Consider the following 21,951-nt stretch of genomic DNA (forward strand, 5'->3'; position numbering starts at 1 on the left):
AGGGAAGTACACACGACAATAGCGTGACAGTCGTGCCCGCGGTCGGGATTGACGCTGCTGCTATATTCGCCCTCCGATGTCAACACCCCTGAGCCCCGAACGCTACTGGCGCCTGAACCGCTGGCTGATCGCTGCCGGCCTGCTGCTGGGCTTTGTCGTGACCTTCGGCCTGGGCTGGTTCGCGCGCGAGCTCGACTTCATCTTCCTAGGCTGGGGCTTCAACTTCTGGCTCGCGGCCCAGGGCGCGCTGCTGGTCTATCTGCTGATCGTGACCGGCTACGCCTGGATCATGAACCGGCTCGATGACCGCCAGCTCGATGCCCCCGGGCGGCCTCCGGCATGAGGCCAGCTGGCGCTGGTGAGCCGGGCTACGGCCGCCAGCTCAATCGCGTCTACCGCGCCTATGTGGCCTGCTTCGTCGTCTTCATCCTGAGCCTGTCCTGGTTGGAGAGCCTGGGCCTGTCGCGCGAGGCCATCGGCCTGATCTTCCTGCTCTCGACGGTGGCGCTGTATGCCGGCATCGGCATCATCAGCCGCACTACTGATCCGGTCGAATACTATGTCGCCGGCCGCCGTATACCGGCGCTCTACAACGGCATGGCCACCGCGGCCGACTGGATGTCGGCGGCCTCCTTCATCGGCCTGGCCGGCACGCTCTACCTGCAGGGCTACAACGGGCTGGCCTTCGTGCTCGGCTGGACCGGCGGCTATTGCCTGGTCAGCCTGCTGCTGGCGCCCTATCTGCGCCGCTTTGGCGGCTTCACGATTCCCGACTTCCTGGGCGAGCGTTACGGCGGCCACTGGCCGCGCATGATGGGCGTGCTTGCCTCGGTTCTGTGTTCCTTCACCTATGTGGTGGCGCAGCTGTACGGGGTCGGCCTGATCGCCTCGCGCCTGACCGGCCTGGCCTTCGAGCTCGGCGTCTTCCTCGGCCTGGGCGGCATGCTGATCTGCTCCTTCCTGGGCGGCATGCGTGCCATCACCTGGACCCAGGTCGCGCAGTACCTGGTGATGCTGGTGGCCTTCCTGTTGCCGGTGGCCTGGCTCTCGGTCAAGCAGACCGGCTCGCCGCTGCCGCAGCTGGTCTACGGCCAGCAGCTCGAGCGTGTCAGCGAGCGCGAGCGCGAACTGGCGCGCGACCCGCGCGAGCGCGAGGTCATGAGCCTGTATCGCCACCGGGCTGACCTGCTGCGCTCCAAGCTCGAGAACCCGTCCCTGGCCCTGGCCCAGGACCGCGCGCTGGCCCAGCTCTGGCTCGACGACCTGCGCCAGCTGCCAGCGACGCCCGAGGACATCGCGACCGCCGAGCGCGCGCTCTATCAGCTGCCGCGCGACGAGGCCGGGGCGCGCCGGCTCTGGAGCCGCGAGCTCGAGGAGGCTGAGTCCAAGATGCTGCCGCTGGGCGGCATGCCGCCGCATGCGCAGCCCTATGCGGGCGATCCGGCCGGTAGCGCCGCCCAGCAGCTCGATTTCCAGTCCTCGCGGCTGAACTTCCTGGCGCTGGTGTTCTGCCTGATGGTCGGCACGGCCAGCCTGCCGCATGTGCTGGCGCGCTACTACACCGTGCCCAGCGTCAAGGCTGCGCGCAACTCGGTCGCCTGGACGCTGTTCTTCATCGCGCTGGTCTATTTCACCGCACCCGCGCTGGCCGTGCTGGTCAAGCACGAGATCCTGTATCAGCTGGTCGGCACCCGGATCGACCAGCTGCCGGCCTGGGTCTCGGCCTGGAGCCGGGTCGATGCCGGCCTGATCCACTTCAAGGACATCAATGCCGACGGCCTGCTGCAGTTCAACGAACTCAGCCTGGGCAGCGACGTGATCATGCTGGCCTCGGCCGAGATCGCTGGCCTGCCGTTCGTGATCTCGGGCCTGGTCGCCGCCGGTGCGCTGGCCGCCGCGCTGTCGACCGCCGACGGGCTGCTGCTGACCATGGCCAATGCGCTGAGCCACGACCTCTATTTCAAGATGGTGGACCCGAGCGCCTCGACCGCGCGCCGCGTCACGCTGACCAAGGTCGTGCTGCTGATGATGGCGCTGATCGCGGCCTATATCGCCGCGCTCAAGCCGGCCGACATCTTGTTCCTGGTCTCGGCCGCCTTTTCGCTCGCGGCTTCGGCCTTCTTTCCGGCGCTGGTGCTGGGCATCTTCTGGAAGCGCGCGACCGGTCCGGCCGCCGCCGCCGGCATGCTGGCCGGCCTGGGCCTGACCGTCTACTACGTCGCGACCACCCAGCCCTGGCTGCGCTCGCTGTTCGGGCTGGACGGACCGGTCCAGCTCTGGTGGGGCATCGAGCCGATCTCGGCCGGTGTCTTCGGCGTGCCGCTGGGCTTTGCCGTCATCCTGCTGGTGAGCTGGCTGACCCCGCCGCCGCCGCCCGAGGCGCAGGCCCTGGTCGAGCGCCTGCGCAGCCCGGGCCAGGCCTGACCAGTGCCTCAGCCTTTGCGACAGAGCTGGTTTCGGCTTATAATCGCAGGCTTGCCTTGCCGTACCCCTGTTGACGCTGGGGGCGGCTGTTTCAACCAAAAGGAGAGACCATGCGTCACTACGAAATCGTTCTGCTGATCCATCCGGATCAAAGCGAACAAGTTCCGGCCATGCTGGAGCGCTACAAGGGCATGATCACCACCGGTGGCGGTCAGATCCATCGCGTGGAAGACTGGGGTCGCCGTCAACTGGCTTACCAGATCAACAAGCTGTCCAAGGCACATTACCTGTGCGTGAACATCGAAGCCGATCAGGCTGTGATGTCCGAGCTGGAGCACGCCTTCAAGTTCAACGACGCCGTCCTGCGTCACCTGACGATCCAGAAGAAGAAGGCTGAAACCGGCCCGTCTTCGATGATGAAGGCTGTCGAGCGCGAAGAAGCTCGCAAGTCCCAGCAGCAGGAAAACGCCGCCTAATTTTTGCCGCGCGCACAGGATGAAGTGAACCGCCTCGTACTGGCTGCCGTCATCGCGCAGGTCTACCCCCTGCGTCATACGCCAGTCGGACTGCCCGCCTTGGACATGGTGCTCGAACACCAGTCACAGGCCGAGCAACTGGGGCAAGCCCGCCAAGTCAGGCTGGAGCTGAGGGCCACCGCCTTCGGTCACCAAGCCGAGTCACTGGCCCGGCAAACGCTGGGCAAGGGTTTCGAGTTCTCCGGGTTCCTCGTCAATTCGCGCAACGGCAAAGGCGTCGTTCTCCAGATCCAGGATTTCACACCTCTCAGTTAAGGAAGCACCATCATGGCTGCACCCAAGCGTTTCAACAAAGACAAGCGCCCCAAGCGCAACACCCAATCGCTGCTGTTCAAGCGCAAGAAGTTCTGCCGCTTCACCGTGGCAGGCGTCGAGGAAGTCGACTACAAGGACGTCGATGTCCTGCGTGACTTCATCTCCGAGAATGGCAAGATCATCCCGGCTCGCCTGACTGGCACCCGCGCGATCTACCAGCGTCAGGTCACCACCGCCATCAAGCGTTCGCGCTTCCTGGCCATGCTGCCCTACAGCGACCAGCACCGCGTCTGATAGGAGCGAATACCATGCAAATCATTCTGCTCGACAAAGTTGTCAACCTGGGTGGCCTGGGCGATATCGTCAAGGTCAAGGACGGTTACGCCCGTAACTTCCTGATCCCGTCCGGCCGCGCCCGTCGCGCCACCAAGAACGCGATTGCCGAATTCGAAGCTCGCCGCGCCGAACTCGAAAAGGCAGCCGCTGCCAAGCTGGCCGAGGCGCAAGCCGTCGGCGAGAAGCTGGCTGGCTTCACCGTCAAGCTGTCGCAGAAGGCCGGCGTCGACGGTCGCCTGTTTGGCTCCGTGACCAACCACGACATCGCAGACGCCCTGAACAAGGAAGGCTTCGCTGTCGCCAAGGCTCAAGTCCGCATGCCCAACGGCCTGCTGAAGAACGTCGGCGAGTACACCGTCTCCGTTGGCCTGCACACCGATGTGGTCGTTGACGTGAACGTTGCGGTGCTGGGCGAAACTGCCTGATACCTGCCTTCGCGCAACAAGAGCAGCCGGCTGATGCCGGCTGTTTTTGTTTCTGCCTTCGTCTGCGTCATGCGCAGGACTTAAGATCCAGGCTCGAAAGGACCCCCCGTGTCAGACGTTTTTCCGCCCGACGATGCATTCCTGTCTGCGCCCTCCGAGGACCGACAGGTCGCCCAGCTGCGCGTGCCGCCGCACTCGATCGAAGCCGAGTCCAGTGTGCTCGGCGGCTTGCTGCTCGACAACAGCGCCTGGGACCGCGTCGGCGATCTGCTGCAGAACTCTGACTACTACCGCTTCGAGCACCAACTGGTCCACGGCGCGATCGCCAAGCTGATCAACGCCAACAAGCCGGCCGACGTGATCACGGTGTTCGAGCAGCTCGAGAGCGAGGGGCAGGCCGACAAGATCGGGGGGCTGGGCTACCTGAACCAGCTGGCCCAGTATGTGCCGAGCGCGGCCAATATCCGACGCTATGCCGAGATCGTGCGCGAGCGCTCGATCCTGCGCAAGCTGATCAAGGTCAGCGACGACATCGCGACCCGCGCCTTCAACCCGAAGGGCTCCAAGGTCGCCGAGATCCTCGACGAGGCTGAACAGAAGGTGTTCAACATCGGCGAGGAGGGCACCCGCATGAAGCAGGGCTTCCAGTCGATGGATACGCTGGTGGTCGACCTGCTTGACCGCGTCAACGAGATGGCCGACAACCCGAACGATGTCACCGGAGTGCCGACCGGCTTCGTCGACCTCGACCGCATGACCTCGGGCCTGCAGGCCGGCGACATGGTGGTGCTGGCGGCCAGACCCTCGATGGGCAAGGCGCAGCCGCTTGATGCCCGGGTTCGCACGCTGACGGGCTGGAAAACCATGGGCGAACTCGAGATCGGCATGGCGCTGGCCTCGGTCGATGGCCGGCCCTCGATCGTGACCGGCATTTTTCCGCAGGGCCGCAAGGCGGTCTGGCGCGTGACCTTGTCCGACGGGCGCTCGGCCGAGTGCTGCGACGAGCATCTCTGGCGCGTCAATTGCCGACACTGGGAGGCGCCGCGCGTGCTTGCGACGGCCGAGATCCGTCAGTTGCTGACCCGCCAGCGCTACCAGGATCGGCTCTGGATCGAGCCGCATGACGGTCAGTTCGGCCACCAGGAAGCCCTGCCGGTTGATCCCTGGGTGCTCGGCGCCTTGCTGGGCGACGGCAACCTGACGGGGACCGGAACGGTGCGCTTTGCCACCGCCTCGACCGAGATCCTGGCCACGCTGGAGGCGCGCGTCGGCGCCGGCATGGAAATCACCCATGCCGACCGCTACGACTACCGGATCGTGCGCGAGGACCGGGGCCATCCGACCGGGATCAAGGGCTCGCAGCCCAATCCGCTGCGCACGGCGCTCGACAGCTTGCGCCTGTCCGGGCTGGCCAGCGACGAGAAGTTCATTCCGCGCCTCTACCTGGAAGCCGGACGCGAGGCAAGACTGGACCTGCTGCGCGGCCTGCTCGACACCGATGGCTGGGTCGAGCGCTGGGGCAGCGTGCGCTTTTCCACTGCGAGCCGCCAACTCGCCGAGGACATGGCCGAGCTGGTGCGTTCGCTGGGTGGCTGGTGCTCGATCAACGAAAAGCAGCCCCATTGCCGCAACCTGGCTGGCATGCGGATCGCTGGCTTGCCGGCCTATGTCTGCAACATCGCGCATCCGCAACCCCGGTCGCTGTTCCTGCTGTCCGACAAGCTGGCGCGCCTGCCCGAGACGCGGCAACGCCGCAAGCTGCTGACTGTTCAGTCGATCATGCCCAGCCGCGAGGCGGATTGCCAGTGCATCGCGGTCAGCCATCCGGACCGGCTCTACATCACCGACGGCGATGTCGTCACGCACAACACCGCTTTCGCCGTCAACATCGCCGAGCATGTGGCCTTGAACGAAGGCCTGCCGGTTGCGATCTTCTCGATGGAAATGGGCGCCGCCCAGCTCGCGGTGCGTATCGTGGGCTCGATCGGCCGCATCAACCAGGGCCACTTGCGCACCGGCAAGCTGACCGATGACGAATGGCCGCGCCTGACCGAGGCGATCGAGCGCCTGCGCACCGTCTCGCTGCACATCGACGAGACGCCAGGCTTGAAGCCGAGCGAGCTGCGCGCCAACGCCAGGCGCCTGGCGCGCCAGTGCGGCAAGCTCGGCCTGATCGTGGTCGACTACCTGCAGCTCATGAGCGGCAGCAGTTCGGACAACGACAACCGCGCCACCGAGCTCGGCGAGATATCGCGCGGCCTCAAGATGCTGGCCAAGGAACTGCAATGTCCGGTGATTGCGCTGTCGCAGCTGAACCGCTCGGTCGAGCAGCGTGCCGACAAGCGGCCCATGATGTCCGACCTGCGCGAATCGGGTGCGATCGAGCAGGACGCCGACATCATCATGTTCATCTACCGCGACGAGTACTACACGAAAGAGGCCTGCAAGGAGCCCGGCGTGGCCGAGATCATCATCGCCAAGCAGCGTAACGGCCCGACCGGCACCGTCAAGCTCGCCTTCATGAACATGCTGACCCGCTTCGAGAGTCTGGCGAGCTACTCGGACGATTTCTGAGCCGACTGCCTGGCGTCGATCTGGCGCCAGCGCCCCGTTTCCGGGCATGGCTCGGCTGGCGCGCCGTCGAGCCAGACCTGCTGCTGATCCAGTCGTGCGGCGGTCGTCGGGTCGATGTCGAAGTCGATTCCCAGTGCGCGTGCCAGTCCGGCCTGCTCGATCGGCAGCTCCCAGCTCAGGAACACCTGGCTGCAGTCCGATTCGGCCGGGAAATCGTCCGGATCGAAGCCATCCTGGTGCCGGTTGATCACGGCATGCGGCTGGGCGGTGTCGAAGATCACCACCCGGCCCCTTTGCAGCGGTATGCGCTGCCCCGTGGCCGGAAAATGCAGGTCCTGCCCCCGGTCCTCGCTCAGGAACAGGTTGCAAAAGGCCGCCGATCCGTACTGTGCCGCGTCATGGTGATAGCGCGCGCCGCGGCAGGCCATCAAGGCCAACTCGGAGTGCTCCAGCAGCCCTGGCAGGCCGAGTGAATCCATCCAGTCGCTGATCGCCTGCAGGCACAGCCGGTAGTCCGGCCAGCGCGTGCGCGACCTGGCCAGCGACAGCGGCTCGACATCGCCCGCTTCCAGGCCCAGGCGCAAGGTCTCGCGCTGCCAATCGGCGCTCAGTCTTGCCGGGGGCGCTGGCAGCTCCAATAGTCCCGTCAGCAAGCGGTCGCTGACGCTTCGGCTGCGCAGCGCATCATCGGTCGAGAAATAGGCAACAAGCAGGTCTGGCACGCGATCTTCGCTCATGAAAAAGCCCGCACGAGGCGGGCGCTGATTGAGAGGGGGTGATGGCTTACAGCACGTCGCTGGCGTAGTCGGCCAGGCGCGAGCGTTCGCCGCGCGCCAGCGTGATGTGGCCGCCATGCGGCCAGCCCTTGAAGCGGTCGACCGCATAGGTCAGGCCCGAGCTGCCTTCGGTCAGATAGGGCGTGTCGATCTGCGCCAGGTTGCCCATGCAGATGATCTTGGTGCCGGGGCCGGCGCGCGTGATCAGCGTCTTCATCTGCTTGGGCGTCAGGTTCTGCGCCTCGTCGATGATGACGTACTTGTTCATGAAGGTGCGCCCGCGCATGAAGTTCAGGCTCTTGATCTTGATGCGGCTGCGGATCAGCTCGTTGGTGGCCGCGCGGCCCCATTCGCCGGCATTGCCGCCTTCGCCCTTGGCCAGGAACTCGAGGTTGTCGTCGAGCGCGCCCATCCAGGGGCCCATCTTCTCTTCCTCGGTACCGGGCAGGAAGCCGATGTCCTCGCCGACGCTGACGGTGGCGCGCGTCATGATGATCTCGGTGTAGCGGCGCTCGTCGAGCACCTGGGTCAGGCCGGCGGCCAGCGCCATCAGCGTCTTGCCGGTGCCGGCCGTGCCAGCCAGCGTCACGAAGTCGACTTCCGGGTCCATCAGCAGGTTGAGCGCGAAGTTCTGCTCGCGGTTGCGGCTGCTGACGCCCCAGACCGCGTTCTTCAGGTGGCTGTAGTCCTTGAGCGTCTTGAGCACGGCGGTCTTGCCGCGCACCTCGGTCACGCGTGCGTGCAGCGCGGGTTCGCCCGGTGCCTCGAAGTAGACGAACTGGTTCAGGTTCATCTGCTCGGCCATCGGGCCGCTGATGCGGTAGAAGGTATGCGGGCCCTGGGTCCAGCTCTCGATCTTCTGGCTCTGGTGGGTCCAGAAGTCGGCCGGCAGTGCCAGCCAGCCCGGGTAGAGCAGTTCGTCGTCGGCCAGCGCCTTGTCGTTTTCATAGTCCTCGGCCTGCAGGCCGAGCGCGCGCGCCTTGACCCGCATGTTGATGTCCTTGGACACCAGCACCACGCCGCGCCCGGGGTAGCGTTCGGTCAAGGCCTTGACGACGCCGAGGATCTGGTTGTCGGCCTTGCCCTGGGGCAGGGCCGGCAGCGTGACGTCGAGCGGTTCGGTCTGGAACAGCAGCAGGCCGGTGGCCTCCTTGTGTCCGATCGCCGCCAGCGGCAGGCCTTGCGTGATGTCGCCGCCGCTCTTGGCTGCGAGCTGGTCGAGCGAGCGGCTGACCTGGCGCGCGTTGCGCGCGACCTCGGTCATGCCCTTCTTGTGACCGTCGAGCTCCTCGAGCACGATCATCGGCAGGTAGATGTCATGCTCCTCGAAGCGGAACAGCGACATCGGGTCATGCATCAGCACATTGGTGTCGAGCACGAACAGGCAGGAGGCGGCGCGCGCCTGATGGCTGCGCGGCCTGATAGCCGCCTTGGCCTTGCGCGTCGGCTGGACCGCTTCCTCGGCGGGGAGGGCGGCGCTTGCTGCAGCCGCGACCTTGGCGACCTTGGCGCTGGTCACGGCTTCGACCCGTGGCTTGGCTGGCGCCACGGCGTCGGTGACCACAACAGCAGCAGCCGCAACAGGCAGCGGCTGTGCGCTGGGCAGTGCGACCGCGCTGGCCGCGGCGACCTTCTTGCGTGCAGCAGCCTTGCGCGCCGGCTTGACTGCCGGGCTGGCCTGGGTGGCGGTCCCGCTTGCCGTGCCGATCTGCGGCTCGGCTGTCGCCTGGGCGGCCACCAGCGTGCCGACTGCGGCGGTCCCGGTCTCCGCCGCCAGCACGACTTCAGCGGCAGGCGCGGCTGCGCGGCGGCGGCGCACGGTCTTGGCCGGAGCCGGGGCGCTCGCGACCGTCACGGGCAATGCCAGCGACAAGTCCGGGCTCGAGCTGTCGGCATCGGCGACTGGCTGGCTTGCCACGGTCTTGCGGCTGGCCTTGACCTCGAAGGCCTCGGTCGGGACTCGTGCGGCTTTGCGGGAGGGGGCGGGGGGCAGGGGCATGGGCTGACCAGAAAGCAAAAAGCCGCCAGGATCACCGGGCGGCTAGGGATGATGGGGTGGCAAAGGGGTTCGTTTCAATGCCTTGTGACATGCGAACCATTATGCATCAGCACCATGCCTGTCGGCGGCAAGAGGCCGCTGCTGCCTGCCGGGTCTGCTGCGACCAGGCGCAGGGTCCGGCCTGGCTGAAACTCAGGCGGCCTGCTTGAGCGCCTTGACCGCAGCCAGCACTTCCTCGACATGGCCGGGAACCTTGAGGCCGCGCCACTCCTGCTTGAGCTGGCCGTCGGCGCCGATCAGGAAGGTGCTGCGCTCGATGCCCTTGACCTTCTTGCCGTACATGATCTTGTTCTTGACCACGCCGAACATGTGGCACATCTTTTCTTCGGTGTCGGCGATCAGCTCGAACGGCAGTTCGAGTTTGAGCTTGAACTCGTCGTGCGACTTCATGTTGTCGCGCGAGACGCCGAAGACGACAGCGCCTTCCTCGACGAAATGCTTGAAATACTCGCGGAACTGCAGCGCTTCAGTGGTGCAGCCCGGGGTGTTGTCCTTGGGATAGAAGTACAGCACCACGACTTGGCCGTGATGCGACTGGTTGCTGACCTTGACACCCCCGGTCGCATTGGCTTCAAATTCAGGAATAAGTTTATTGACGACAACGGCCATTGTTCGGCTCCCTGCTCGGATCGGGTAAGGTAATATGCCGCCGTGCACGACATTTGACGACCTTGTCAAGGGCCGTCCATGCGCGCATGGCTACGGGAATCAGCCTGCTATTTTACCCCGAAGCGCGCCCATCTCCCAGGCGGGCGGCTGCGCGTTGGCTCAGGAGGTCTCCAGCAGCAGCGCGGCAACCACCCGGCGACCCTCCTGGGCCAAAATGTTGTAAGTGCGGCAGGCTGCTGCCGTGTCCATGGTTTCGACGCCGATGCCGCGCTCGATCAGGCCGCGCAGCAGCGCGGGCGAGACAAAGCGCAGCTTGGCGCCGCTGCCGAAGATCACCACCTCGGGCGCCTCGTCGGCCAGGCGGGCGAAATGCGCGGCGCTCAGCTCGGCGAAGCTCTGGCAGCCCCAGTCGCTGCAGCGGCCCTGCGAGCTCACGACCAGGCTGTGGTGTTTTTTCTCGCCGCTGACGGCGATCCAGTCCTCTGCATAGGCATTGATGAACAGGGTGTCGAAGCGGTCGGGCTGGAGTTTCATGGCGTGAGCTCAAAAGTGTGGTGAAATTATAGGTTTCACCGAGGTTGAGACCATGCCAGCCCCCATCATCCATAAATCCGCCAAGCTGGACAACGTCTGCTACGACATCCGTGGACCCGTGCTGGACAAAGCGCGGGCGATGGAGGAAGACGGCCACAAGATCATCAAGCTCAACATCGGCAACCTGGCGGTGTTCGGGCTGGAGCCGCCCGAGGAGATCGTGCAGGACATGATCCGCAACCTGCCGCAGGCCGCCGGCTACACCGACAGCAAGGGCCTGTTCGCGCCGCGCAAGTCGGTCGTGCATTACTGTCAGGAAAAGCGCATCGCCGGCGTCACGGTCGAGGATGTCTATCTGGGCAACGGCGCCAGCGAGCTGATCGCGATGTCGATGAACGCGCTGCTCAATCCGGGCGACGAGATCCTGGTGCCCGCGCCCGACTACCCGCTCTGGACGGCCTCGATTTCGCTGTCGGGCGGCACGCCGGTGCATTACATCTGCGACGAGCAGTCGGACTGGAACCCGGACCTGGCCGACATCGAGCGCAAGATCACGCCCCGCACCAAGGGCATCGTGATCATCAACCCGAACAACCCGACCGGCGCGCTGTATCCGGACGCGGTGCTGCTGCAGATCGTCGCGATCGCGCGCCGTCACGGCCTGATCGTGTTTGCCGACGAGATCTACGACAAGGTGCTGTACGACGGCAATGTCCACACCTCGATCGCCTCGCTGGCCGATGACGTGCCCTTCATCACCTTCAACGGCCTGTCGAAGAACTACCGCAGCTGTGGCTACCGTGCCGGCTGGATGATCGTCTCGGGCGACAAGCGCCGCATCAGCGACTACATCGAGGGCCTGAACATGCTGGCCTCGATGCGCCTGTGCGCCAACACGCCGGGCCAGCTCGCGATCCAGACCGCGCTGGGCGGCTACCAGAGCATCGACGACCTGGTGGCGCCGAGCGGGCGTCTGTGCCGCCAGCGCGACCTCGCCTACAAGCTGCTGACCGAGATCCCGGGCGTGACCTGCGTCAAGCCCAAGGCGGCGCTCTACATGTTCCCGCGCCTGGACCCCGAGATCTATCCGATTGCCGACGATCAGCAGTTCGCCTACGAACTGCTGGCCGAGGAGAAGGTGCTGATCGTGCAGGGCACGGGCTTCAACTACCCGACGCCGGATCACTTCCGCCTGGTCTATCTGCCGCACGAGAACGACCTGGCCGATGCGGTCGGTCGTATCGCGCGCTTCCTGGCCAACTTCCGCAAGCGCCACGGTACCGACCGCGCCTGACCTCCCTTTCAATTTTTGCAACTGGAAAACATCCGATGAAACCGATCCAAGTCGGCCTGCTGGGCATAGGCACCGTGGGCAGCGGCACGTTCAACGTGCTCAAGCGCAACCAGGAAGAAATCACCCGCCGTGCCGGCCGCAGCATCCAGATCACCATGGTCGCCGACCTCGACGTCGAGCGTGCCCGGGCGGCAGTGGGCGAGGGCGTGCAGGTCGTCAACGACGCGCGCGCCGTGATCGCCAACCCCGAGATCGACATCGTGGTCGAGCTGATCGGCGGCTACGGCATCGCCAAGGCGCTGGTGCTCGAAGCCATCGCCGCCGGCAAGCATGTGGTCACCGCCAACAAGGCGCTGCTGGCCGTGCACGGTACCGAGATCTTCGCCGCGGCGCAGGCCAAAGGCGTGATGGTGGCGTTCGAAGCGGCGGTGGCCGGTGGCATCCCGATCATCAAGGCGCTGCGCGAAGGCCTGACCGCCAACCGCATCCAGTGGGTGGCCGGCATCATCAACGGCACCACCAACTTCATCCTGTCCGAGATGCGCGACAAGGGCCTGGACTTCGAGGTGGTGCTGAAGGAAGCGCAGCGCCTGGGCTATGCCGAAGCCGACCCGACCTTCGACATCGAGGGCGTGGACGCGGCGCACAAGGCCACGATCATGAGCGCGATCGCCTACGGCATCCCGGTCCAGTTCGACAAGGCCTATGTCGAAGGCATCACCAAGCTCGGCGCGGCCGACATCAAGTACGCCGAGCAACTGGGCTACCGCATCAAGCTGCTGGGCATCACCAAGCGCGTCGAGGGCGGCGTCGAGCTGCGCGTGCACCCGACCCTGGTGCCGGCCAAGCGCCTGATCGCCAACGTCGAAGGCGCGATGAATGCCGTCGTGGTGCAGGGCGATGCCGTCGGCACCACGCTCTACTACGGCAAGGGTGCCGGCTCCGAGCCGACCGCCAGCGCCGTGATCGCTGACCTGGTCGACATCACCCGCCTGCACACCGCTGACCCGCTGAATCGCGTGCCGCACCTGGCCTTCCAGCCCAGCGAGCTCAGCGACCTGCCGGTGCTGCCGATGAGCGAAGTCGTGACCAGCTACTACCTGCGCCTGCGCGTGGCCGACAAGGCAGGCGTGCTGGCCCAGGTGACCGGCATCCTGGCCGGCCTGGGCATCAGCATCGACGCGGTGCTGCAGCGCGAGGCCGACGAGGTGGCCGGCGAGGGCGCGGCCCAGACCGACCTGATCATCCTGACCCATGACACGCGCGAAGGCACGATGAACGACGCGCTGGCCCAGATGCAGGCGCTGCCGACGGTGCTGGCGCCGATCGCCCGCATCCGCAAGGAGGAACTGGCCTGATGCGCTACCTCTCCACCCGCGGCCACGCCGAGCGCAAGCGCTTTTGCGAAATCCTTCTCGAGGGCCTGGCGCCCGACGGCGGCCTGTATCTGCCCGAGTCCTACCCGCAGGTCGACGGCGCTACGCTCGACGCCTGGCGCAAGATCCTGCGCGAGCAGGGCTATGCTGCACTCGCTTATCAAGTGCTGTCGCTCTACATCGACGACATCCCGGCTGACGACCTGCGCGCGCTGTGCGCCAAGACCTACACCGAGCAGGTGTTCGGCACCCAGGAAATCGTCCCGCTGCGTAAGCTCGAAGACGGCCTGCTGATCGAAGCCCTGTCCAACGGCCCGACCCTGGCCTTCAAGGACATGGCGATGCAGCTGCTGGGCAACCTGTTCGAATACGAACTGGCGCGCCGCGGCGAGCAGCTCAACATCCTGGGCGCGACCTCTGGTGACACCGGCAGCGCAGCCGAGTACGCGATGCGCGGCAAGCAGGGCGTGCGCGTCTTCATGACCAGCCCGAACGGTCGCATGAGCCCGTTCCAGCAGGCGCAGATGTTCAGCCTGCTCGACGCCAACATCCACAACATCGCGATCGATGGCGTGTTCGATGATTGCCAGGACATCGTCAAGGCGGTCAGCAACGACCTCGAGTTCAAGCGCCAGTACAAGATCGGTACCGTCAACTCGATCAACTGGGCCCGTCTGCTGGCCCAGGTGGTCTACTACTTTGCCGGCTACCTGTACGCGACCGAGAGCAACGCGCAGAAGGTCAGCTTCACGGTCCCGAGCGGCAACTTCGGCAACGTCTGCGCCGGCCATGTCGCGCGCATGATGGGCCTGCCGATCGACCAGCTGGTGGTCGCGACCAACGAGAACGATGTGCTCGACGAGTTCTTCCGCACCGGCATCTACCGCGTGCGTGGCAGCGCCGATACCTTCGAGACCTCGAGCCCGTCGATGGACATCTCCAAGGCCAGCAATTTCGAGCGCTTCGTGTTCGACCTGCTGGGCCGCGATGGCGCGCGCGTCAAGGCGCTGTTCGGCGACGCACTGAACCGCGACGGCCGCTTCGACCTGAGCGCCGACCCGCAGTTCGCGCAGGCTGCTGCCCGCTACGGCTTCGTCAGCGGCAAGAGCACGCACGCGAATCGACTGGACACCATCCGCGACACCTACCAGCGTTTCGGCCAGATGATCGACACCCACACCGCCGACGGCGTCAAGGTGGCGCGCGAGCATCTGAGCGCGGGCGTGCCGATGATCGTGCTCGAGACCGCGCTGCCGATCAAGTTTGCCGGCACCATCGTCGAGGCGCTGGGCCAGGAACCGAGCCGTCCGGCCAAGTTCGACGGCATCGAGGCGCTCCCGAAGCGCGTGCTGGTGATGCCGGCCGATGTCGCGCAGGTCAAGGCCTATATCGTCGCTCATTGCGCCGACTGAGGCCTTCCGGCCTGTCACCGTTCGCTTGCCTGTCCCTTCACCAGTCCGGTTGCCGCCATGAGTCATGAAGTTCCTGCAGTTCCAGTCCCGCGCCGTCCCGGCCTGATGAGCCTGGAGCAGGCGCTCGAGCAGCTGCTGGGCGCCGCGCAGCCGCTCGGCGGTCAGCAGACGGTGGCCACGCTCGAGGCCGACGGCCGCGTGCTGGCGCAGGACATCCGCTCGGCGCTTGACGTGCCGGGCTTCGACAACTCGTCGATGGACGGCTACGCGGTCAACCGCGCCGAGCTGGCGGCCGCCGTGGCCGCCGGCCAGGCGCTGGCGGTGTCGCAGCGCATCCCGGCCGGCCATTTCGGCCCGGCGCTGCAGGCGGGCAGCGTCGCGCGCATCTTCACCGGCGCACCGCTGCCCGCGGGGGCCGACGCGGTGGTGATGCAGGAGGAGGTCGAGGCCAGCCTCGACGAGCAGGGCCAGGGCCTGGCACGTTTCTCCAGCGTGCCCGAGCCGGGTGCCTTCATCCGCCGCCGCGGCGAGGATATCCGCCTGGGCGACACGGTGCTGCCGGCTGGTACACGCCTCGGACCGGCCGAGCTGGGCCTGGCCGCCAGCCTGGGCCTGGCCGAGCTGCCGGTGCGCCCGCGCCTGCGCGTGGCGCTGTTTTCGACCGGCGACGAGCTGGTCATGCCGGGCGAGGTCGCGCCCGAGCAGATGGCGCCGGGTGCCATCTACAACTCGAACCGTTATTTCCTGGCTGTGCTGCTCAAGCGCCTGGGCTGCGAGGTCAGCGATCTGGGCATCGTGCCGGACCGGCGCGAGGCCACGCTGGAGGCGCTGCGCCAGGCTGCCGAATCGCATGACCTGATCGTGACCAGCGGCGGCGTCTCGGTCGGCGAGGAAGACCATGTCAAGCCGGCCGTGCAGCAACTCGGCGGGCTGGACCTGTGGCAGATCGCGATCAAGCCCGGCAAGCCGTTTGCCCATGGCTGGATCGCGCGCGCGGGTCAGGTCGGCCAAGCGACCGAGTCGGCCGAGGCGGGCAAGGTAGGCGAGGCGGGCAATACGGCCGGCCGCTGCCATTTCGTCGGCCTGCCGGGCAATCCGGTCTCTAGCTTCGTGACCTTCCTGTTGCTGGTGCGGCCCTTGCTGCAGCGGCTGCAGGGCGTGTCGTCCGGCCTCGGGATCGTACCGGTGGCGGCCGATGGGCTGCCGCCCGCCATTTTCCTGCCGGCGCATTTCGACTGGCCGCGTGCCGATCGCCGGCGCGAGTTCCTGCGCGCGCGGCTCAATGCCGCGGGCGGGCTCGACCTGTTCCCGAACCAGAGTTCGGGCGTGCTGACCTCGGTGGCCTGGTGCGATGGCCTGGTCGACCTGCCGGCCGGGCGCACCATCGCGCGCGGCGACAGCGTGCCCTTCATTCCCATGGCGGCCCTGCTGGGCTGAAACCGCATGCAGATCGAGATCCGATTCTTTGCCTCCATCCGCGAGGCGCTCGGCAGTTCCAGCCTGAGCTGGCAGACCGAGGCCGCGACCGTCGGCGCGCTGCGCGATGAGCTGATCGCACGCGGTGGCGTCTGGGCCGAGGTGCTGGCGCGTGGCCGCGCGGTGCGGGCCTCGCTCGATCAGGTCATGGTCAGCGACGAAGCTGCCCTGCGCCCAGGCGCCGAGCTGGCCTTCTTTCCGCCCGTGACGGGGGGCTAATATGGGTACGCCGTTGGCAGTATCCCACAACGCCGAAGGGGGAGGGGCCGGCTTGGGTGCACGCCGCGCCAGCGTCAGCATCCGGCACGAGGACTTCGACCTGAGCGCAGAAGTCGCGGCCTTGCGCCAAGGCATGCCGGCCGTCGGCGCGGTCTGCAGCTTCGTTGGCACCGTGCGCGACCGCAACGAGGGCGCGTCGGTCGCGACGATGGAGCTCGAGCATTACCCCGGCATGACCGAGCGATCAATCGAGGCCATGATGGAGCAGGCCTTCGAGCGCTTCGACATCCTGGGCGCGCGCGTGGTGCACCGGGTCGGCCTGCTGCAGCCGCTCGACCAGATCGTGCTGGTGGCGGTCAGCTCGATGCATCGCGGAGAAAGCTTCCAGGCCTGCGAATTCCTGATGGACTACCTGAAGACTCAGGCCCCGTTCTGGAAGAAGGAAGTCACGCCAGCGGGCGCGCGCTGGGTCGATGCGCGCGTCAGCGACGACGCCGCGCTGGCGCGCTGGGGCATCGCCTCGGGCAACGCCTGATCGAGATCCTGATCAATCGCGCGGTAAACCTCCCGCTGCAAGGGGCGGTCAACAGGTCGGGGTCGCCGGGGTCTTTTCCCGCTTCATGAAGTTCAGCGGGGCTTCGGTCATGGGCTTGCCAGCCGTCTCCTGATCCGGCTGCTGGCCCAGCGCCCGCGCGCGCAGCTGGCCGCAACCGCCATCCACATCCTGCCCGGCCGAATCGCGCAGACAGGCGATGATGCCGTGGCGGCGCAGATGCTGGGTCATCTCCCAGGCGCGCTGCTCGGAAGGACGGTTGAAGCCCGAACCCTCGACCGAGTTGAACGGGATGAAGTTCATCATCGCCAGCTTGCCCTTCAGCAGCGGCACCAGGCGCTCGAGTTCCTCGTCGCTGTCGTTGATGCCTTCGAGCAGCGTCCACTGGTACTGGATCGGATAACCCGTGGCGCGCGCGTAGGCCTCGGCGCGTTCGACCAGTTCCACCGGGCTGATGCGATGCGCGCGCGGCAGCAGGCGCGCGCGCAGTGCGGCATCGGTCGTGTGCAGCGACACGGCGAGCGCGGGCTTGACGCGGCCCTGCGGCAGGCGCTCGAAGGCGCGCGGGTCGCCAACGGTCGAGAACACCAGGCTCTTGTGGCCGATCGCGCCATGGCTGGCGAGCAGTTCGATCGCTTCGAGCACATTGTCCAGGTTGTGCGAGGGCTCGCCCATGCCCATGAACACCACCTTCTTGACCGGGCGCAGCCGGCGCGCGAGCACGACCTGGGCCACGATCTCGGCCGAGCTGATCTGGCGCAGCAGGCCGCTCTGGCCCGTCATGCAGAACTGGCAGCCGACCGCGCAGCCGACCTGGGTCGAGACGCAGACGCCGCCGCGCGGCAGCAGCACGCTCTCGACCGTCTGGCCATCTGACAGTTCGACCAGCAGCCGCGCCGAGCCGTCAGAGCCTGGGTGCACGCTGTTGACGCGCGCCAGCCCGTCGAGATCGGCCGACAGCGCCGGCAGGCCTTCGCGCAGCGGTAGCGGAAAGAAATGCTCGGCCTGGCGCCGGCCCTGGTCGAGCGGGCGCGCCTGCAGCCAGGCACGCAGGATGCGGTCTTCGTGGACGGGGCGGGCGGCGAGCGCGCGCAGGCGCTGCCTGATGTCTTGGATCTGCATGGAGGGGGGATGCTAGCACTACGGGCGCACAGTGTTCTGGCTCAGGGTCTGGTTCCGCGTGGAAGCCGATACCTAGTCGTCCCGGAAAAATTCTTCAGTGAGCCAGAGCGGCGTTCTTTGACGGCCCGCTGGCCAGTTTGGTGACCTGCGCGACAAATTTACCCCATTTTCGGGGCATGCCTGCTGCTGACACGCCGCGCAGGCGCCAATAAAGCGGCCACAAGAAGCCTAGTAAAGAGGGTGAAAAGATACCGCGCCGCTTGGCGGGGCAGTAAAACTGAGGATTTCACAATCTAGCCCCCTGCCACCTCTTCAGTCAGCCTAGGCTTCCTGAGAGGTGGCGAGGAGTCAAGACCCCAAGATGCATGCGGACCTTAGGAGAGCAAGCTTTCGTACATAGAACAACTCGCCCAAAACGCTGGTGTGTGCGACCGCAAACGGTCTTCGTAGTGCATGCAGCGCGTAGTATCAGTATACCTCCTGGCTAACCTTGGCGTCCAGCTCTTTGGAAAAATCGAAGTTAGCCCATTTAGTAAACCAGTAGTCATTATAAGATTGGAGTCGCGAAAGATCTGAGCCGGGCATTCCATAATAACTCAGTATGGACTCTTTCGTTTCTCTTCTAACGTATGGGCACACCAAAAGATCTAATGCCAGATGAGTCATCTCTGAGTTACCAATCAAAGATCCGCGATTTTGAGAGAAGCGTTGGAGAATACAGGTTTCCAATGCTGATCTAATCCCGGAATATCTAACTTTCTTGCCTATATAGAATAATAATGTGATTATGGAGAAGTAATCTATTTCATTTTTTACTGTATAAACCCCATCAATTTTCTCGAATCCGAAACAACGAGCAAGAAGGCTCTCGCTTACGCGATAGTTTTTTCCAAGTTGCCCCATCAGTACCAATAGATACATAATTTCAATCCGAGCACCTTTGCCATCCGAATACTTATCAATGATGCTAGTGCATCTTTTATGTATAACTTGTGAGATTAGAGCCCCATAGTTAAGTCCAATCGGATTCTCACTGTAAAACGCCAATATTCGCTGACAGATTCTGCACAGCTTCATAGTTGTGTTTACCTTGGGTGAGACAGCGTAAACGAAAAAAACAAACCACAATAGAGACTCTAGCGCCTTAGATAATCCCTTATCAAGGTCTGGTAGTTTTTCTATTTTGGCATAAGAATCAATTAATGCGCCTACCTTCCTTTCAACCACGGAAAGCGAATAGTTGAGCACGTCGCCGTACCCAACACCGGAGGCTGAAAGAATTGACTTAAAGTCGGTAACTAAGGTTGATCGCCTTATATAGATCTCTCCTCGAGGACGACTCTCACCATCTTTTAAATCGCTTGCAATGTTCCAGGTAAGCGACTTGTCAAGCAAGTCTGATATTTTTTTCTTGGCAATTGATATTGGAGTGATTATGGGTCTCGACAAGGTTTCTTCCTTACCTTTGTTTAGAGACAGCTTGAATCGTTTTAAAATCTCTTGAAGTAGCATTTTAGCTTGATGGCAGCACTCCTCGCTATTGTAAAAAACGAAATAATCATCCACATATCTGTAGATTTTAAAGTCTTGGTTAAGCCTCCATCCTTTTTCCATGAGGCAAGCCGACACCTCTGCATCTACAGCTTGTGAAATAATTTCAGCGAATATCCGAGATACTTCGGGGCCAATTAGGATGCCATTTGTTTCGTTGTAATTTATCCTTTGCATCAAAGAATCAAATTTACTGCCAAAAGATTCTTTCAAAGGCGTCATGTATACCTTTGAGTAGCTCTTTCCATATATAGCCCACGGAAGAGAATGAGTGTAGATGCCATCAAAACAACCAGAGATATCATACTTTGTTAGAAACTTAAAATCGCGCTCGCACTGAAGATGCTCCGAAGACTCATAAAACTTAAAGACATTACTGAACTTCTCGTAAACAAAAAAAGATCTTAAATTTTCGTAGTTTTCGCCAGAAACCTCGACCAAGGAATCAAGTTGATCCTGTTTTTCTATTAGGGTTCTGCTATCTATGAACGTACAACCTGCAACCCTCTTAGGGGATCGCAAGCTAAAATTACTTTTTCCAGCAAAGTAAATAATAAGGTCTTTATATTGATCATAAAATTCCACGACCAATAGTTGGGCTTTAGGATGCATAAGAGAAAGTTGTCGCAGCTGATCTTGCTTATGCGTTGTGAAGAAAGCAAACGGAACGCTGTGATAATCCGTTTTCGTTTGAGAAACATCAACGTAAGATTTCTCTCGGATGCTAGTGGTGTCACGTTTCACAATAACATCTGGTGGAATGCTCAGTAATATCTTAACCAGTTTATCGAGAACACTATCCTTGGATTCCCACTCTATTTTTGAGCCTAAGAACCTTATGTCGTGCTCACAAAGAAATCTATAGAAGTACTTGTTTGAGAATACAATAGGTACTTCATATGGTAGAACATCAGAAAGCACCACTCTCTGAATTGGAAAATTTATTGATAGTGCTTTCTTAGGCATGCTTCCATCCTCGAGATATTTCTGAGAGATTTTTTGTGCTGAGGTTTCTAAACTCTTTTTTGATAAATCCATTTTCAAAAGATAATCGAGAGAGTTTCCTTTTTAGCGCAGTATCCGTTAATAAATTGATCTTGGCTAGAAAAAAACCATCCAAACCTCTCAGTTGAGAAAGTTCGGTTATATGCTTGTTGCTATAGTATATGCCAATAAACGCATTACTTTTTCTATTAAAAAGCCGCATATTTCCCGTTAAGAATAGGCTCCTTGTGATAAGTTCTCTGGCTGCCTTTTTGGGAATAAACGCTACTTTAGCATGATAGTCGTTAAAAGATTTTTCTATGCGCTCCCGATACTTCTTGAGCTTAGCAGTGCTCATTCTTACGCCACGGTTGCTTGGGGAAACGTCAAATTCATAACCAAGATACGTAAATTTTCCTTGCTGTTCATCCATTAAATTTAACACTTTAGTCTTATCATTCAGAGATAAGCCTTTCTTGGCGAGAAGTTCGCCGAAGGAAGTTAGATATTCATTGACTTTGTTCTTATTCTTGGGTGCGAACATAATTATCATGTCATCCACATATCTAGCATAATAAAAAATCTCATTATTCCTTCTGACTTCGGTGTCTATATATGCTAGGTAGATCTCCGATAGATATGCGCTTATCCCGACCCCTCTAGGTAATCCTCTATCTGTACCTGATAGTTTTAAGTAATCGCTTAAAAGCCGAGTTATGATTCTCTTAACAAATACGGAGAGCTGGGGTGATTGATGAATGCTTTCTAACAAATCTTTATGCTGCACAGACTCATAAAACGATTCTATGTCCGCACGCAGAATAATCTTTGGCGCACCGTCCATAGCCAGCGATTTGACTTGGGCTACTAAAATATCTCTAGGCGGCATCTCGATATGATAGACATCCTTAAGAATTTTCTGCACGAATCTTATAGCAAGAATTTGCGCTAGATCTCTGCCAACCCCATATACTGTCTTGTCTCTAATAGGTGCTGGCAATACATTAAGTTCTACCCTGAAATTTTTTGACGAAATTTGGCCAGAAATTCTTTGCAGCACGGTATCCACAAGCGTAGAGTGAGATTCTTTTCGCCCTTTTATGACTTTATTTAATCGGTCGGTGCGAAGCTCGTAAAGTTGAGCTGTTGCCACACCTGTTCGATATTTGTAACGGACGAGAGACTTATATTTTTTTAACTCATAAATACGCGTGCGTAAGGTGTATGCTTCCGGGATGTACCGCTCTTCTAAATCGCCGCCCTTTTCGCGGTCTTCATTAAGCAATTTATTTAGATTTTTTAACGAAAAAGCCTGGTCAATAGACATTATTAACTACCCCGTTAGTCGAATGTGGCTGTCCATGCGTGTATTGACCCAGCGGTTTCTGCTCAGGTCAAGCTGCTAAAGCATAAGCCTTACAGCCGCTAACACAAGT

General features: G+C 62.0%; 20 protein-coding genes. 13 read left to right on the forward strand and 7 right to left on the reverse strand.

Annotation, left to right across the window (positions count from 1 at the left end; genetic code table 11):
- Positions 1-76 precede the first annotated feature (76 nt).
- The 7 genes from C6P61_RS05510 (at position 77) to dnaB (ending at position 6,550) form a co-directional block, all read left to right on the forward strand.
- Positions 77-343: a DUF4212 domain-containing protein gene (locus C6P61_RS05510; protein WP_105728934.1), complete on the forward strand. Its 267-nt coding sequence runs from the start codon at positions 77-79 to the stop codon at positions 341-343.
- Positions 340-2,424, forward strand: coding sequence for a sodium:solute symporter family protein (locus C6P61_RS05515; RefSeq protein ID WP_105728935.1), 2,085 nt, complete (start codon positions 340-342; stop codon positions 2,422-2,424). Before C6P61_RS05510 ends, C6P61_RS05515 begins: the two co-directional genes overlap by 4 nt.
- 110 nt (positions 2,425-2,534) lie before the next feature.
- Positions 2,535-2,900: a 30S ribosomal protein S6 gene (gene rpsF, locus C6P61_RS05520; RefSeq protein ID WP_105728936.1), complete on the forward strand. Its 366-nt coding sequence runs from the start codon at positions 2,535-2,537 to the stop codon at positions 2,898-2,900.
- Between the two features lie 24 nt (positions 2,901-2,924).
- Positions 2,925-3,215, forward strand: coding sequence for a primosomal replication protein N (gene priB, locus C6P61_RS05525; protein ID WP_105728952.1), 291 nt, complete (start codon positions 2,925-2,927; stop codon positions 3,213-3,215).
- A 12-nt stretch (positions 3,216-3,227) separates the two neighbouring features.
- Positions 3,228-3,509, forward strand: coding sequence for a 30S ribosomal protein S18 (gene rpsR, locus C6P61_RS05530; RefSeq protein WP_105728937.1), 282 nt, complete (start codon positions 3,228-3,230; stop codon positions 3,507-3,509).
- Between the two features lie 14 nt (positions 3,510-3,523).
- The gene (rplI, locus tag C6P61_RS05535; protein ID WP_105728938.1) at positions 3,524-3,976 is read left to right on the forward strand and encodes a 50S ribosomal protein L9; all 453 of its coding nucleotides are present in this window, start codon (positions 3,524-3,526) and stop codon (positions 3,974-3,976) included.
- A gap of 108 nt (positions 3,977-4,084) precedes the next feature.
- On the forward strand, positions 4,085-6,550 hold the full coding sequence (gene dnaB, locus C6P61_RS05540) for a replicative DNA helicase (RefSeq protein WP_105728939.1): 2,466 nt from the start codon (positions 4,085-4,087) through the stop codon (positions 6,548-6,550).
- Here dnaB and C6P61_RS05545 read toward each other — a convergent pair.
- The 4 genes from C6P61_RS05545 to C6P61_RS05560 all read right to left on the reverse strand — a co-directional run bounded on the left by C6P61_RS05545 (position 6,532) and on the right by C6P61_RS05560 (position 10,528).
- A complete protein-coding gene (locus tag C6P61_RS05545) occupies positions 6,532-7,287 on the reverse strand; it encodes a hypothetical protein (RefSeq protein ID WP_105728940.1) in 756 nt (251 codons plus the stop codon). The two genes, dnaB and C6P61_RS05545, sit on opposite strands and share 19 nt — an antisense overlap.
- A 46-nt stretch (positions 7,288-7,333) precedes the next feature.
- Complete coding sequence (locus C6P61_RS05550) at positions 7,334-9,325, reverse strand: PhoH family protein (protein WP_211296928.1); 1,992 nt, start codon at positions 9,323-9,325, stop codon at positions 7,334-7,336.
- Positions 9,326-9,517: 192 nt separating this feature from the next.
- On the reverse strand, positions 9,518-9,994 hold the full coding sequence (locus tag C6P61_RS05555) for a peroxiredoxin (RefSeq protein ID WP_105728941.1): 477 nt from the start codon (positions 9,992-9,994) through the stop codon (positions 9,518-9,520).
- Between the two features lie 159 nt (positions 9,995-10,153).
- Entirely contained in the window at positions 10,154-10,528 is a 375-nt protein-coding gene (locus C6P61_RS05560; RefSeq protein WP_105728942.1) for an Mth938-like domain-containing protein, read from the reverse strand.
- A 52-nt stretch (positions 10,529-10,580) separates the two neighbouring features.
- On the opposite strand from C6P61_RS05560, the gene C6P61_RS05565 reads away from it, so the two are divergent.
- Genes C6P61_RS05565 through C6P61_RS05590 form a run of 6 tightly spaced genes read left to right on the forward strand, consistent with a single transcriptional unit; the run spans position 10,581 to position 16,840 of the window.
- Positions 10,581-11,822 (forward strand): pyridoxal phosphate-dependent aminotransferase, encoded by a 1,242-nt coding sequence (locus tag C6P61_RS05565; RefSeq protein WP_105728943.1) that lies wholly within the window; start codon positions 10,581-10,583, stop codon positions 11,820-11,822.
- Positions 11,823-11,857: 35 nt separating this feature from the next.
- Positions 11,858-13,180, forward strand: a complete 1,323-nt coding sequence (locus tag C6P61_RS05570) for a homoserine dehydrogenase (protein ID WP_105728944.1) — start codon at positions 11,858-11,860, stop codon at positions 13,178-13,180.
- Complete coding sequence (gene thrC, locus C6P61_RS05575; protein ID WP_105728945.1) at positions 13,180-14,610, forward strand: threonine synthase; 1,431 nt, start codon at positions 13,180-13,182, stop codon at positions 14,608-14,610. Before C6P61_RS05570 ends, thrC begins: the two co-directional genes overlap by 1 nt.
- A 57-nt stretch (positions 14,611-14,667) precedes the next feature.
- The gene (locus C6P61_RS05580; RefSeq protein ID WP_105728946.1) at positions 14,668-16,047 is read left to right on the forward strand and encodes a molybdopterin molybdotransferase MoeA; all 1,380 of its coding nucleotides are present in this window, start codon (positions 14,668-14,670) and stop codon (positions 16,045-16,047) included.
- Positions 16,048-16,053: 6 nt separating this feature from the next.
- Positions 16,054-16,305: a MoaD/ThiS family protein gene (locus C6P61_RS05585; RefSeq protein ID WP_105728947.1), complete on the forward strand. Its 252-nt coding sequence runs from the start codon at positions 16,054-16,056 to the stop codon at positions 16,303-16,305.
- 13 nt (positions 16,306-16,318) lie between these two features.
- Complete coding sequence (locus C6P61_RS05590; protein ID WP_244908781.1) at positions 16,319-16,840, forward strand: molybdenum cofactor biosynthesis protein MoaE; 522 nt, start codon at positions 16,319-16,321, stop codon at positions 16,838-16,840.
- Positions 16,841-16,888: 48 nt separating this feature from the next.
- Here C6P61_RS05590 and C6P61_RS05595 read toward each other — a convergent pair whose 3' ends face one another.
- The 3 genes from C6P61_RS05595 to drt3a form a co-directional block, all read right to left on the reverse strand.
- Positions 16,889-17,980, reverse strand: a complete 1,092-nt coding sequence (locus tag C6P61_RS05595; protein ID WP_105728949.1) for an RNA methyltransferase — start codon at positions 17,978-17,980, stop codon at positions 16,889-16,891.
- 468 nt (positions 17,981-18,448) lie between these two features.
- Complete coding sequence (gene drt3b / locus C6P61_RS05600) at positions 18,449-20,497, reverse strand: antiviral reverse transcriptase Drt3b (RefSeq protein ID WP_105728950.1); 2,049 nt, start codon at positions 20,495-20,497, stop codon at positions 18,449-18,451.
- Positions 20,490-21,842 (reverse strand): antiviral reverse transcriptase Drt3a, encoded by a 1,353-nt coding sequence (gene drt3a, locus C6P61_RS05605; protein ID WP_211296929.1) that lies wholly within the window; start codon positions 21,840-21,842, stop codon positions 20,490-20,492. Before drt3a ends, drt3b begins: the two co-directional genes overlap by 8 nt.
- Positions 21,843-21,951 lie beyond the last annotated feature (109 nt).

The sequence above is a fragment of the Malikia spinosa genome, from assembly GCF_002980625.1.
GTDB lineage: Bacteria > Pseudomonadota > Gammaproteobacteria > Burkholderiales > Burkholderiaceae_C > Malikia > Malikia spinosa.

What these genes read in the sequence shown, in the direction of transcription:
- C6P61_RS05510 (WP_105728934.1), top strand. Translation starts at nt 77, where the DNA reads ATGTCAACACCCCTGAGCCCCGAACGCTACTGGCGCCTGAACCGCTGG.
- C6P61_RS05515 (WP_105728935.1), top strand. Translation starts at nt 340, where the DNA reads ATGAGGCCAGCTGGCGCTGGTGAGCCGGGCTACGGCCGCCAGCTCAAT.
- rpsF (WP_105728936.1), top strand. Translation starts at nt 2,535, where the DNA reads ATGCGTCACTACGAAATCGTTCTGCTGATCCATCCGGATCAAAGCGAA.
- rpsR (WP_105728937.1), top strand. Translation starts at nt 3,228, where the DNA reads ATGGCTGCACCCAAGCGTTTCAACAAAGACAAGCGCCCCAAGCGCAAC.
- rplI (WP_105728938.1), top strand. Translation starts at nt 3,524, where the DNA reads ATGCAAATCATTCTGCTCGACAAAGTTGTCAACCTGGGTGGCCTGGGC.
- C6P61_RS05545 (WP_105728940.1), bottom strand. Translation starts at nt 7,287, where the DNA reads ATGAGCGAAGATCGCGTGCCAGACCTGCTTGTTGCCTATTTCTCGACC.
- C6P61_RS05550 (WP_211296928.1), bottom strand. Translation starts at nt 9,325, where the DNA reads ATGCCCCTGCCCCCCGCCCCCTCCCGCAAAGCCGCACGAGTCCCGACC.
- C6P61_RS05555 (WP_105728941.1), bottom strand. Translation starts at nt 9,994, where the DNA reads ATGGCCGTTGTCGTCAATAAACTTATTCCTGAATTTGAAGCCAATGCG.
- C6P61_RS05560 (WP_105728942.1), bottom strand. Translation starts at nt 10,528, where the DNA reads ATGAAACTCCAGCCCGACCGCTTCGACACCCTGTTCATCAATGCCTAT.
- C6P61_RS05565 (WP_105728943.1), top strand. Translation starts at nt 10,581, where the DNA reads ATGCCAGCCCCCATCATCCATAAATCCGCCAAGCTGGACAACGTCTGC.
- C6P61_RS05570 (WP_105728944.1), top strand. Translation starts at nt 11,858, where the DNA reads ATGAAACCGATCCAAGTCGGCCTGCTGGGCATAGGCACCGTGGGCAGC.
- thrC (WP_105728945.1), top strand. Translation starts at nt 13,180, where the DNA reads ATGCGCTACCTCTCCACCCGCGGCCACGCCGAGCGCAAGCGCTTTTGC.
- C6P61_RS05580 (WP_105728946.1), top strand. Translation starts at nt 14,668, where the DNA reads ATGAGTCATGAAGTTCCTGCAGTTCCAGTCCCGCGCCGTCCCGGCCTG.
- C6P61_RS05585 (WP_105728947.1), top strand. Translation starts at nt 16,054, where the DNA reads ATGCAGATCGAGATCCGATTCTTTGCCTCCATCCGCGAGGCGCTCGGC.
- C6P61_RS05595 (WP_105728949.1), bottom strand. Translation starts at nt 17,980, where the DNA reads ATGCAGATCCAAGACATCAGGCAGCGCCTGCGCGCGCTCGCCGCCCGC.
- drt3b (WP_105728950.1), bottom strand. Translation starts at nt 20,497, where the DNA reads ATGCCTAAGAAAGCACTATCAATAAATTTTCCAATTCAGAGAGTGGTG.
- drt3a (WP_211296929.1), bottom strand. Translation starts at nt 21,842, where the DNA reads ATGTCTATTGACCAGGCTTTTTCGTTAAAAAATCTAAATAAATTGCTT.